At 71.8% G+C, this 12,723-nt stretch carries 11 protein-coding genes; 10 read left to right on the forward strand and 1 reads right to left on the reverse strand.

Annotated features, from left to right (window positions below; translation table 11 throughout):
• The 8 genes from VMN58_13855 to lysS all read left to right on the forward strand — a co-directional run.
• The coding region (locus VMN58_13855; protein HUF34283.1) for a GNAT family N-acetyltransferase at nucleotides 1-599 on the forward strand (599 nt) is incomplete at its 5' end.
• Nucleotides 600-730: 131 nt separating this feature from the next.
• Nucleotides 731-1,930 carry a GNAT family N-acetyltransferase gene (locus VMN58_13860; protein HUF34284.1) on the forward strand — a complete coding sequence of 400 codons (1,200 nt, stop codon included), beginning with the start codon at nucleotides 731-733 and terminating at the stop codon, nucleotides 1,928-1,930.
• Nucleotides 1,921-2,766, forward strand: a complete 846-nt coding sequence (panC, locus tag VMN58_13865) for a pantoate--beta-alanine ligase (GenBank protein HUF34285.1) — start codon at nucleotides 1,921-1,923, stop codon at nucleotides 2,764-2,766. Before VMN58_13860 ends, panC begins: the two co-directional genes overlap by 10 nt.
• 95 nt (nucleotides 2,767-2,861) lie before the next feature.
• A complete protein-coding gene (gene panD / locus VMN58_13870; GenBank protein ID HUF34286.1) occupies nucleotides 2,862-3,326 on the forward strand; it encodes an aspartate 1-decarboxylase in 465 nt (154 codons plus the stop codon).
• A gap of 22 nt (nucleotides 3,327-3,348) precedes the next feature.
• On the forward strand, nucleotides 3,349-4,992 hold the full coding sequence (locus VMN58_13875; GenBank protein ID HUF34287.1) for an FAD-binding protein: 1,644 nt from the start codon (nucleotides 3,349-3,351) through the stop codon (nucleotides 4,990-4,992).
• Nucleotides 4,993-5,122: 130 nt separating this feature from the next.
• Nucleotides 5,123-5,989: a carboxylating nicotinate-nucleotide diphosphorylase gene (nadC, locus tag VMN58_13880; GenBank protein ID HUF34288.1), complete on the forward strand. Its 867-nt coding sequence runs from the start codon at nucleotides 5,123-5,125 to the stop codon at nucleotides 5,987-5,989.
• Entirely contained in the window at nucleotides 5,990-6,766 is a 777-nt protein-coding gene (locus VMN58_13885; GenBank protein HUF34289.1) for a type III pantothenate kinase, read from the forward strand. It abuts the gene before it with no gap.
• 55 nt (nucleotides 6,767-6,821) lie between these two features.
• Nucleotides 6,822-8,243, forward strand: coding sequence for a lysine--tRNA ligase (gene lysS, locus VMN58_13890; GenBank protein ID HUF34290.1), 1,422 nt, complete (start codon nucleotides 6,822-6,824; stop codon nucleotides 8,241-8,243).
• 14 nt (nucleotides 8,244-8,257) lie between these two features.
• Here the strand turns inward: lysS and VMN58_13895 are convergent, their stop codons facing one another.
• Nucleotides 8,258-9,247 carry a polyprenyl synthetase family protein gene (locus VMN58_13895; protein ID HUF34291.1) on the reverse strand — a complete coding sequence of 330 codons (990 nt, stop codon included), beginning with the start codon at nucleotides 9,245-9,247 and terminating at the stop codon, nucleotides 8,258-8,260.
• Between the two features lie 146 nt (nucleotides 9,248-9,393).
• On the opposite strand from VMN58_13895, the gene VMN58_13900 reads away from it, so the two are divergent.
• Nucleotides 9,394-11,898, forward strand: coding sequence for an ATP-dependent Clp protease ATP-binding subunit (locus VMN58_13900; GenBank protein ID HUF34292.1), 2,505 nt, complete (start codon nucleotides 9,394-9,396; stop codon nucleotides 11,896-11,898).
• 102 nt (nucleotides 11,899-12,000) lie between these two features.
• Nucleotides 12,001-12,723: hypothetical protein (locus VMN58_13905; GenBank protein ID HUF34293.1), on the forward strand; the 723-nt coding region annotated here is incomplete at its 3' end.

A 12,723-nucleotide genomic window follows, 5' to 3' on the forward strand; every position in this document is an offset into this window, starting at 1 on the left:
GACTCACGACGCACTACGTCACGACAGCCCTCGAGGCGGCTTCACGGCTCACCAACCGGCAGCGATCGAGCCGTCGGAACCCGTCCGAACGACGAGTGGCGGTGACCGTTCACGAACGGGGCGCGGGCGAGACCTGTCGAGCCATCCTCGACACGCTTCCCGCGTGGTTCGGCATCCCGGCGGCGAACGAGGGCTACATCGCGACCGCCGAGGCCGCTCGCACGCTCGTGGCGACGATCGACGGCAAGGCCGTTGGGTTGCTCGTGCCCATACGGCACACGGACTCAGCCGCAGAGATCCACCTCCTCGCCGTCGCCGCGCAGCACCGGCGCGGTGGCATCGGCCGCGCGCTCGTCGAGGAAGTTCAGCAGCTCCTCCGCGCAGAAGGCGTCGCCGTCTTGTCGGTGAAGACCTTGAGCGCACGCCGCCGGGATGACGGCTACGAGGAGACGAGGGCGTTCTACCGGTCGGTCGGCTTCTTCCACTTCGAAGAGCACCCGACCCTTTGGGGGGCCGACGATCCAGCGCTGCAGATGGTCAAGCTCCTTGCAGGGCAGCCCGACGAGTCGCACGTCTCCCTGACCCACACCTGTGACTGATGCGGCGAGCCTCCAAGCTGAGGGCCAACGTGACCGCCTACGAGCCCGCCACCGGTCGCTGTCGGACACGGCGTCACCGCTGATCGGAATCGGCTGGCTGGGCGAGCGGCTGTTGCCCAGACTCCTGCGCAATGGCCGCCATGCCTGACGTCCTCGAAGCGAGCCCGCTGACCCTCGTCCGCTGGCGTCCGGCAGACGTTGACGAGGTCCTCGAGGCAGTGCGGTCGAGCTTCGCCGAGCTTCAGCAGTGGATGCACTGGGCGCAGACGATGCCGACCAGGGAGAAGCAGTGGGAGGCCCTCACGGAGGGCAGCGTCGCCTTCGACGCCGGCACCGACTTCGGGTACCTGTTTCGAGAGGCTGCGACGGGCGCTGTCGTCGGCGGAGGTGGCGTGCATCGTCGGGTGGGCCCGGGCGCCGTCGAGATCGGCTACTGGGTTCGGAGCGATCGACACAACCGTGGCTACGCGACCAGGGCAACGGAAGCGCTGACCGAGCGAGCAGTCGGGCGATCCGTCGGGGAGACCCCGCCAACGTCCGGCCGGCCGGCGGCGGCAGCGCTCGCCGGTACGCTGGGCCCACGACCGGCACCCATCCCGGGGCTGGACCGTGAGGAAGGCGACGACACCATGCCGACGCTGCGCGTGGTCGGGCCCGGCCGGGCCGGGACCGCCCTGATGCGGGCCGCCACCGCCGCCGGCTGGGACGCCGTCGAGCCCGTCCGCCGACACGACGACCCCACCGGTGCCGCTCGCGCCGTCGACCTGGTGGTGGTCGCCATCCCCGACGCCGCGGTGGCCGAGGTGGCCGGTGCCATCGAGCCGGTGCCCACCACGGTGGTGGCCCACCTTGCCGGCTCGCTCGGCCTCGACGTGCTCGCCCCCCACGCCCGCCGGGCGTCGCTCCACCCCCTGGTGAGCATCCCCTCCGGCGACACCAGCCTCACCGGTGCCTGGTTCGCCGTCGCCGGCGACCCGCTGGTGGCCGACCTGGTGGCCGCCCTCGGCGGTCGTCCGATCGAGGTGGCCGACGAGGACCGTGCCAGCTACCACGCCGCGGCTGCCATCGCCGCCAACCACCTGGTGGCCCTGCTCGGCCAGGTCGAGCGGGTGGCCGCCACCGCCGGCGTCCCGCTCGAGGCCTACCTCGACCTGGTGCGGTCCACGGTCGACAACGTCGCCGCCCTCGGACCGGCCGCCGCCCTCACCGGTCCCGTCCGGCGGGGCGACCTCGCCACCGTCGAGCGCCACCTCGCCGCCCTCGACCCCTCGGAGCGACCCGCCTACGAGGCGATGGCCGACGCCGCCCGGAGGCTCGTCCCGTGCGGGTGATCGAGCGCATCGCCGACCTCACCGACGCCCTCGAGGCCGAGCGGGCCGCCGGCCGGACCGTGGGCCTCGTGCCCACCATGGGCGCCCTCCACGACGGCCACGCCAGCCTGGTCGCCCGTGCTGCGGCGGAGTGCGAGGTGGTGTGCACCACCGTCTTCGTCAACCCGCTGCAGTTCGCCGCCGGGGAGGACCTCGACGCCTACCCGAGCGACCTCGATGGCGACGTCCGCATCGCCGGCGAGGCCGGGGCCACGCTGGTCTTCGCCCCAGCGCTCGACGAGATGTTCCCCGGAGAGGTGCTGACCACAGTGCACGTCGCCGGCCTCACCGAGGTCCTCGACGGGCGCAGCCGGCCCACCCACTTCGACGGGGTCGCCACCGTGGTCGCCAAGCTCTTCGCCATGGCCGGACGGTGCCGTGCCTACTTCGGCGAGAAGGACTTCCAGCAGCTTGCCGTGGTGCGTTGCATGGCCGCCGACCTCTCATTTCCGGTCGAGGTGGTGGGCTGTCCGACCGTGCGGGCCCACGACGGTCTGGCCCTCTCCAGCCGCAACGCCTACCTCACCCCCGAGGAGCGTGAGGCCGCCCCGGTGCTGGTGCGGGCGCTGCGCTCGGGGGCGGCGGCCATCCGGGCGGGCGAGCGCGACCCCGCCGAGGTCCGGGCGCTCATGGGCGACATCATCAGCGCCGAGCCCACCGCCGAGCTCGACCACGCCGACGTGGTCGACGCCGCCACCCTCCGCACCCCGGACACCGTCGACGGCGACCTTCGCCTCCTCGTCGCCGCCCGCTTCGGCAAGGCGAGGCTCATCGACAATGTGGGGGTCACTGCGTGACCCCCTCGATGTGGGGGTTACCGCGTGACCCTCTATCGTTCTGACCACCAGGGGGCGACCGCAGCGCCGGCGCCCACCGACCACAGGAGCTCCAGTTGCGACGTCGCATGATGAAGTCGAAGATCCACCGGGCCACCGTCACCGGGGCCGACCTGCACTACGTGGGGTCGATCTCGCTCGACACCGACCTGATGGCGCGGGCCGACATCCGCGAGCACGAGCAGGTCACCGTGCTCGACATCGACAACGGTGCCCGATTCGAGACCTACGCCATCACCGGCGAGGCCGGCGAGGTGTGCCTCAACGGTGCCGCCGCCCGTCTGGTCCAGCCCGGCGATCGGGTGATCGTCATCACCTACGCCGACTACGAGGACGCCGAGCTCGAGGGGTTCGAGCCCACGGTGGTCCACGTCGACACCGAGAACCGCCCGGTGGACCTCGCGGTTGTGGCGGCCGCCACCACCGACCCCCGCCGCTACGCCGAGATCGAGGCCCAGGTCACCGCCGAGATGGCCACCATGGACGCCGAGCTGGCCGGCTTCGGCGACGAGGTGCTGTGACCGGCACGGTCCCGCGCCGGCGGTGAGCACCGCCGGGGCACCCCCGCCGCTCGACCTGCTCGTCCTCGGCAGCGGGGTGGCGGGGCTGTCGGCCGCCGTGCGTGCCGCCACCGAGCCAGGCCTGCGGGTCGGTGTGCTCACCAAGGCCGAGCTGCACCAGTCGGCCACCCGCTGGGCCCAGGGCGGCGTGGCCGCCGTCCTGTCGAACGACGAGGACTCCACCGATCTCCACCTGGCCGACACCCTCGCTGCGGGGGCCGGGCTCTGCGATGTCGATGCCGCCCGGGTGCTGGTCGACGAGGGCCCGGTGCGGGTCCACGACCTCATCGCCCTCGGCGCCGTGTTCGACACCGACCACGCCGGCGGCCTTGCCCTGGCCCGCGAGGGTGGCCACTCGATCGCTCGTGTGGTCCACGCCGGTGGCGCCGCCACGGGGGCGGAGATCGAGCGGGCACTGGTCGACGCCGTGCGCCTCACCGCGGCCGCCGTCATGGAGGGCTGGTTCGCCCTCGACCTCCTGATGGAGAACGGGCGTTGCCGGGGCGTGGTGGCCCTCGACCCCCACGGCGGACGCCACGAGGTGCGGGCTGGCCACACCCTGATGGCCACCGGCGGCGTCGGGCAGCTCTACGCCGTCACCACCAACCCGGTCGAGGCCACCGGCGACGGCATGGCCATGGCGCTGCGGGCTGGGGTGCCGGTGGCCGACGTCGAGTTCATGCAGTTCCACCCCACGGCCTTGCACCACCCGGCCATGCCCCGGCCGCTGCTGTCGGAGGCGCTCCGGGGTCACGGCGCCATCCTCCGGGACGCAGCGGGGGAGCGCTTCGTCGATGAGCTCCTCCCGCGCGACCAGGTGAGCCAGGCCATGACCCGGCGGATGCTGGCCCAGGACGTGGCCCACCTGTGGCTCGACGCCACCGGGCTCGAGCGCTTCGACGAGCGGTTCCCCACCATCGCCGCCTCGATCCGGGAGATCGGCCTGGACCCTGGTGCTGACTGGCTGCCCATCGCCCCGGCCGCCCACTACCTCTCCGGTGGGGTCGTCACCGACCTCCACGGCGCCACCGCCCTGCCCGGTCTGTGGGCCTGTGGCGAGGTGGCGTGCACCGGCGTCCACGGCGCCAACCGCCTCGCGTCCAACTCCCTGCTCGAGGGGATGGTGTTCGCCCCCCGGATCCTCGAGGCCATCGAGGCCGGCACCGACGGGCCCTCGCCCACCGGGGCCATGCGCTCGGTGCTGGCCGCCCTCGACGGCGAGGCACCCTCGGGCGGAGCCCCCCTCGACATCGGTGGTCGGCTGGTGCCGACCGGCGGCGAGGTCATTCCGGTGGAGCAACGACGGGCCGCTGTGGCCGACGACGGGGCCGTCCGGGCCGATGCCGCCGAGCTGCGCGACCGGCTGCAGCAGGCCATGACCGTCGCCGCCGGTGTGGTCCGCTCCGCCGAGTCGCTCGCCGCCGCCGCCGACGCCGTCACCGACGTGCTGGGCCACCTCGGGCCCGTCGTCGACCTGGCCACCGCCGAGGTCGCGAACCTGGCCGCCGTCGGCCTGGCCCTCGTGCGGGCCGCCGACGTGCGGGAGGAGACCCGGGGCAACCACCTGCGGTCCGACCACCTCGACCTCGACGACGACCTCCGCCTCCGCCTCGTCCACGCCCGATGAGCCCCACACCAGTCGTTCTGGCACCAGAAGCGCGGCGGGGACCAGCGCGGTTCTGGTGCCAGAACGGGGATGGCGGGTCGAGCGTCGAGCCGGCTGGCGACGACGGCGCCACCACGACAAGGATCCGCCCATGACCGCTGCCCGCCCCGGTGTGCACCCACCGATCACGGCGGTGCGCGAGGCGGTTGCCCGCGCCCTCGCCGAGGACCTCGAGCCGCTCGGTGACCTCACCGCCGCCCTCCTGCCGGCCGAGGCCCGGGCCACCGCCACCTTCACCTCCCGTGCCACCGGCGTGGTGGCCGGCCGGCGCTGCGTGGAGGTGACCATCGCCTCCGTCGACGCCGGCCTCGACCTCCGCTGGCACCTCGACGACGGCGCCGAGGTGGCGCCGGGCGAGGTGATCGCCGAGGTCGAGGGCCCTCTGGCCTCGATCCTCACCGCCGAGCGCACGGCGCTGAACTTCCTCTGCCACCTCTCGGGCGTCGCCAGCCTCACCCGCCGGTACGTCGAGGCCGCCGGTGGTGGCGCCCGCATCTGGGACACCCGCAAGACCACGCCGGGCCTGCGCGCCCTCGAGAAGGCGGCGGTGCGCGCCGGCGGCGGCGCCAACCACCGGGGCAACCTGAGCGAGTGGGTGCTGCTGAAGGACAACCACCTCACCGGCCTGGGCATCACCGCGGCGGTGGGGCGTGCCCGGGAGCGGTGGCCCGCCCGCGTGGTCGAGGTCGAGGCCGACCGCCTCGAGCAAGTGGAGGAGGCCATCGCCGCCGGGGCCGACCTGGTGCTGCTCGACAACATGTCGCCCGACGAGGCGCGCGCGTGCGTCGAGGCCCGCGGCGATGCCGCCCGCCCGCTGCTCGAGGTGTCGGGCCGCGTCTCGCTCGAGACGGTGGCCGCCTACGCCGCCACCGGCGTCGACCTCATCTCGGTCGGCGCCCTCACCCACTCGGCGCCGGTGCTCGACATCGGCCTCGACATCGCCCCCCGGGAGGCCTGAGTGCTGCTCGCCGTCGATGTCGGCAACACCGAGACCGTGATCGGCCTCTTCGACGACCCCGCCACCTCCGACGTCCTGCTCGACCACTGGCGGGTCTCCACCAACGCCGATCGGACCTCCGACGAGCTGGCCCTGCTCGTGCAGGAGTTCCTCGGCTTCCACGGCTACAGCTTCGACACCGACGTGGCGGGCATCGCCATCTCCTCGGGCGTGCCACGCGTCACCGCCGCGCTGCGGACCATGACCGAGCGCTACTTCGGGTTCGAGCCGGTCGTGCTCGGGACCGGCGTGAAGACCGGCCTCCCCGTGCTCTACGACAACCCGAAGGAGGTCGGCCCCGACCGGATCGCCAACGCCGTCGGCGCCCTCGAGCGCTACGAGCCGCCGCTGATCGTCGTCGACTTCGGCACCGCCACGACCTTCGACGCCATCTCCCGCAAGGGCGAGTACCTCGGCGGAGCCATCATCCCCGGCATCGAGATCAGCCTCGATGCCCTCGTCGGCCGGGCGGCCATGCTGCGCCGCGTCGAGCTGGTGGAGCCCGCGAACGTCATCGGGCGGTCCACCGTCGAGTCGATCCAGTCGGGCGTGGTCTACGGGATCGCCGCCCAGGTCGACGGCCTCTGCGGGCGCTTCGAGGAGGAGCTCGGACCCGCCACCGTGATCGCCACCGGTGGCCTGAGCGAGCTCGTGGTCCCTCTCTCGACGCGCATCGAGCACCACGAGCCGTGGCTCACCCTCCATGGGCTGCGCATCGTCTTCAACAAGAACCGGTAGCGGGCCGGGTCAACCGATTGGCCCGCCACCGCCCCGGCAGAGGACGATGGCGGACGTGGGAGACCAGCGTCCGACCGTGCCCTACCGCTTCGAGCCGACGCGGACCGCTGCCTCCCTCCAGGAGGAGCACGCCGGCCTCGAGCCGGGGACCGAGACGGGCCAGCTCGTCACCGTGGCCGGCCGCCTCATGCTCCGCCGGGTGCAGGGCAAGCTCGCCTTCGGCACGCTCCAGGACGGCAGCGGTCGCATCCAGCTCTTCGCCACCGCCGCCGGCACCCCCCGCTTCGACGACTTCGGCGGCCTCTCCCTCGGCGACTGGATCGGCGTCACCGGCCAGGTCATGACCACCCGCCGGGGCGAGCTCAGCGTGCAGGTGGACGAGTGGGTCGTGCTCGCCGAGGCCCGCCGCACCTTCCCCGACAAGTGGCACGGCCTGTCCGACCCCGACACCCGCTACCGGCAGCGCTACGTCGACCTCTGGGTCTCGGAGGAGGCCAGCGCGCTGCGCGACCGCAGCCGGATCATCAGCCTGATGCGCCGCTGGCTGGAGGACCGCGACTTCGTGGAGGTCGAGACCCCCACCTTCCACCCCATCCCCGGCGGCGCCACCGCCCGGCCCTTCACCACCCACCACAATGCCCTCGACCTCGACCTGTACCTGCGCATCGCCCCCGAGCTGTACCTGAAGCGCCTCGTGGTGGGCGGCATGGAGCGGGTCTTCGAGGTCGCCCGGGTGTTCCGCAACGAGGGCCTCTCGCCGCGGCACAACCCCGAGTTCACGATGCTCGAGCTGTACCAGGCGTACGCCGACTACGGCGACATGATGCGCCTCACCGAGGAGCTCGTGGCCTACCTCGCCACCGAGATCCGCGGCACGACGGTCTTCGAGTACGACGGCCGCGAGCTCGACCTCACGCCCCCGTGGCGGCGGGCCACCATGGTCGACCTCATCGAGGAGCACGCCGGGGTGCGGGTCGACCTGCGGACCCCGGTCGAGGAGCTGCGCGCCACCTGCCGCGAGCACGGCGTCCACGTCGAGGACGCGTGGGGCCCCGGCAAGCTCATGCTCGAGCTGTACGAGAAGACCACCGAGGCCGAGCTGTGGGGCCCGATCTTCGTCATGGACTACCCCAAGGAGGTCTCGCCCCTGGCGCGCGACCACCGGGAGGTGGCGGGCATGGCGGAGCGCTTCGAGCCGATCGTGGCCGGCCGCGAGCTGGGCAACGCCTTCAGCGAGCTCAACGACCCCGACGAGCAGCGCCTCCGCTTCGAGGAGCAGGCCGCCCACCGCGAGGCCGGCGACGCCGAGGCCATGGTCGTCGACGCCGACTACGTGCGCGCCCTCGAGTACGGCCTCCCACCCACCGGCGGCCTCGGCATCGGCGTCGACCGGCTGGTCATGATCCTCACCGGCGCCACCACCATCCGCGACGTCATCCTCTTCCCAACCCTCCGCCCCGAGGCTCAGGGGTCCTGACCCCGACGGGATCTCTAGCTGGTGGGGATGGTCTCGAGGAGGCCGGCGGCGGTGGCCACGAGGTGGTCGACCGCCGGTGAGCGGTCGAGGCCGTCGAGGGCGGCCACGGCCTCGTCGCAGTAGCGGCGGGCGTCGACCAGGCTGCTCGCCACCGACGAGTCGGAGCGCACCAGCCGACGGGCGCGGTCGACGTCGACGGGGCCGAGCGGCCGGCCGAGGAGCTCGCCGAGCTCGTCGCCCACCTCGGGGGTGCGAAGCGCCCGGATCACCGGGAGGGTGTAGATGCCCTCGGCCAGGTCGTTGCCGGCGGGCTTGCCGAGCTGCTCGTCGGTGGCGACCACGTCGAGGACGTCGTCGACGATCTGGAACGCCATGCCGAAGCGCTGCCCGAACGCGGTGAGGGCGTCGACGGTGGGGCGGGGGAGCTCGGCGACGATGGCGCCGATGCGGGCGGCCGACGCGAACAGCGACGCCGTCTTGCCGGCGATGGCCGCCAGGTACTGCTCCTCGTCGCGGCCGGGGTCGAAGGTGGTCTGGAGCTCCCGGACCTGGCCCTCGCAGAGGCGGCCGATGGTGGCGGCGAGCAGGCCGGCGACCTCGGTGCCGAGCGAGGCGGCGATCTCGGAGGCCTTGGCCAGCAGGAAGTCGCCGGCGAGGATGGCCCGCAGGTTGCCCCAGCGGGCGTTGACCGACTCCACGCCCCGGCGGGTCTCGGCCTCGTCCATGACGTCGTCGTGGTAGAGCGACCCGAGGTGGACCAGCTCGACGGAGACCCCGCCGAGGACCACGCCCTCGGGGACGGGCCGGTCGGAGGTGGCCACGGCGCCGGCGGCCACGGCCAGGGCCGGTCGGAGGCGCTTCCCGCCGGCGCTGATGAGGTGACTGGCCAGCTCGGTGAGGTAGGCGTCGTCGGCCACCACCGAGGAGGCCAGTGCCGCCTCCACCCGGGCCAGCTCGTCGGCCATGCCGGGCAGGCGCAGCAGGGGTGCGGGGGGCAGAGCCACCCCGTCACGGTAGCGGGGGGCCTCCCGATCGCAGAACTCACCACCGGGTGCCAGGATCCCGGGATCGCCGACGTGCGATGGATGGGGGGCTCGGTACACTCGTCCCACGGAAACCGCCCAACCCCAGCGGACAGGAGGGCGTCCACGTGTTTGAACGGTTCACTGATCGGGCCCGACGGGTCGTCGTGCTCGCCCAGGAGGAGGCGCGCCTCCTCAACCACAACTACATCGGCACCGAGCACATCCTGCTCGGCCTGATCCACGAGGGCGAGGGCGTCGCGGCGAAGGCGCTCGAGTCGCTCGGCATCTCCCTCGAGGCCGTCCGCAGCCAGGTCGAGGAGATCATCGGTCAGGGTGGCTCTTCGCCGTCGGGCCACATCCCCTTCACGCCCCGGGCCAAGAAGGTCCTCGAGCTGTCGCTCCGCGAGGCGCTCCAGCTCGGTCACAACTACATCGGCACCGAGCACATCCTCCTCGGCCTCATCCGCGAGGGCGAGGGCGTGGCCGCCCAGGTGCTCGTCAAGCTCGGGGCCGACCTCAGCCGGGTCCGCCAGCAGGTCATCCAGCTGCTGTCGGGCTACTCCGGCTCCGGCCAGGGCGAAGCCACCGGCGGCAAGGCCGGCGCCAGCACCGGCTCGGGCGGCGAGTCGCCGTCGGGCTCGCTCGTGCTCGACCAGTTCGGCCGCAACCTCACCCAGTCGGCCCGCGAGAAGAAGCTCGACCCCGTCATCGGGCGTGGCCGCGAGATCGAGCGGGTCATGCAGGTCCTGTCCCGGCGTACCAAGAACAACCCGGTCCTCATCGGTGAGCCCGGCGTCGGCAAGACCGCCATCGTCGAGGGCCTTGCCCAGCAGATCGTGGCCGGCGACGTCCCCGAGACCATCAAGGACAAGCAGCTCTACACCCTCGACCTCGGTGCCCTCGTGGCCGGCTCCCGCTATCGCGGCGACTTCGAGGAGCGCCTCAAGAAGGTGCTCAAGGAGATCCGCACCCGGGGCGACATCATCCTGTTCATCGACGAGCTGCACACCCTGGTGGGCGCCGGTGCGGCCGAGGGCGCCATCGACGCCGCCTCGATCCTCAAGCCCATGCTGGCCCGGGGCGAGCTGCAGACCATCGGCGCCACCACGCTCGACGAGTACCGCAAGCACCTCGAGAAGGACGCCGCCCTCGAGCGCCGCTTCCAGCCCATCAAGGTCGAGGAGCCGGGGGTGGCACACACCATCGAGATCCTCAAGGGGCTGCGCGACCGCTACGAGGCCCACCACCGGGTCACGATCACCGACCAGGCGCTCGTGGCCGCAGCCAACCTCGCCGACCGCTACATCGCCGACCGGCACCTCCCCGACAAGGCCATCGACCTCATCGACGAGGCCGGCAGCCGCATGCGCATCCGTCGCATGCAGACCCCGCCCGACTACAAGGACCTCGAGAACGAGCTCTCCCGCGTCGTGCAATCCAAGAAGGAGGCCGTCGAGGCCCAGCACTACGAGGAGGCGGGCAAGCTCCGCGACCAAGAGAAGGAGCTCCTCGCCCAGAAGTCGACCAAGGAGCAGGAGATCAAGGACTCCGGGGTCGACCTCTTCGACGAGGTCGACGAGGAGTCGATCGCCGAGGTGCTGTCGCTCTGGACCGGGATCCCCGTCTACAAGCTCACCGAGCAGGAGACCGCCAAGCTCCTCCGCATGGAGGACGAGCTCCACAAGCGGGTCATCGGCCAGGAGGACGCCATCAAGGCGGTCTCCCAGGCAATTCGGCGCACCCGTGCCGGCTTGAAGGACCCCAAGCGCCCCAGCGGCTCGTTCATCTTCCTCGGCCCCTCGGGCGTCGGGAAGACCGAGCTGGCCAAGACGCTGTCGGAGTTCCTCTTCGGCGACGAGACCAGCCTGATCAGCCTCGACATGTCGGAGTACATGGAGAAGCACACCGTCAGCCGCCTCGTCGGGTCACCCCCCGGCTACGTCGGCTACGAGGAGGGCGGCCAGCTCACCGAGGCCGTGCGGCGCAAGCCGTTCTCCGTGGTGCTGTTTGACGAGATCGAGAAGGCCCACCCCGACGTGTTCAACACGCTCCTCCAGATCCTGGAGGACGGCCGCCTCACCGACGCGCAGGGTCGCACCGTCGACTTCAAGAACACCGTGATCATCATGACGTCGAACCTCGGCACCGCCGATCTGCGCAAGACGTCGATCGGGTTCGGCAAGGCCGACGAAGCCGTCACCTACGAGAAGATGAAGGAGAAGGTCACCGAGGAGCTGAAGCGCAGCTTCCGGCCCGAGTTCCTGAACCGCATCGACGAGGTGATCGTCTTCAACGAGCTCACGCAGGCCGAGGTCACCGAGATCGTCGATCTTCTCATCAAGCGTGTGCAGGACCAGCTCGAGGGCCAGGGTCTCGGGCTCGAGCTCACACCGGAAGCCAAGCTCGCGCTCGCGGCCAAGGGCTACGACCCTTCGCTCGGGGCGCGGCCGTTGCGGCGCGCGATCCAGCGCTTCGTCGAGGACCCGCTCTCGGAGAAGATCCTGTGGAAGGAGTTCCACGCCGGCGAGACGATCGTCGTCGACACGCTCGACGAGGAGATCGTGTTCCGCGCCATCGAAGGGATCGAGCCGCCACCCGTCGAGCTCGCCGGCTCCGGCAGCGAGGGCTGACCTGATTTCTCGCTCGTTCGCTGCGGCGCAGGGTACCTGCGCCGCGGTCGCTTACTCGCTGGCGAGCGCCCTTCTCTCCTCCGTCGCTGCGGGCGCCGCGGTGTGAGAACGTTTCTCGTCGCGCTCGCACTCCTCGTCGTTGCCGTGGGGTGCAAGGTCGAGACGACGGTCACGGTCGACATGCGCGACGACGGCAGCGGCTCCGTCACCGTCGACGCGACGATGAACATGGCTGCGGTGCAGGCGGTCGAAGCCGGCGGCGGCAAGCTCGAGGAGCGCGTGCGGCTCGCTGATCTCACCGCGGCGGGATGGACGGTTTCACCATGGCAGCGCGGGGAGGACGGCTCTGCGCGTGTTCGGGCCACGAAGTCGTTCGCGGAGCCCGACGAGGTCGCGGTCATCCTCGACGAAGTGAGTGGAGCAGTCGGCCCGTTGAAAGAGGTACAGGCGACACGCGACCGCGGTCTCGCGTCGACGCGCTACGAGCTCACCGGCGCCATCGACCTCGCAGCCTTGCAGACCGGGATCACGGCCGACCCTGAGCTGCTGGCCAACCTGACCGGCCAACAGGTCGACGTCAACGCGCTCGACGCGTCGCTCGTCGAACAGTTGAAGAACGCAGTGTCGGTGCGCGTCGTCGCGAATCTCCCGGGCGGTACGACGACGTTCGTCGGCGAAGCGGGCAAATCGGTCCCGATCGACGTCTCGGAAACGGTGGTCGACACGCGCCGCATCGGACTCTTCGCGGTGGCCGCAATCTTGCTGGCTGTCGCGCTCGTAGTTCTGTTGGGCGGCGTGCGCCGTCGACGTCGCCGAGTGGGGCGA

This window comes from Acidimicrobiales bacterium, assembly GCA_035512495.1.
Taxonomy (GTDB): Bacteria; Actinomycetota; Acidimicrobiia; order Acidimicrobiales; family CADCSY01; genus DATKDW01.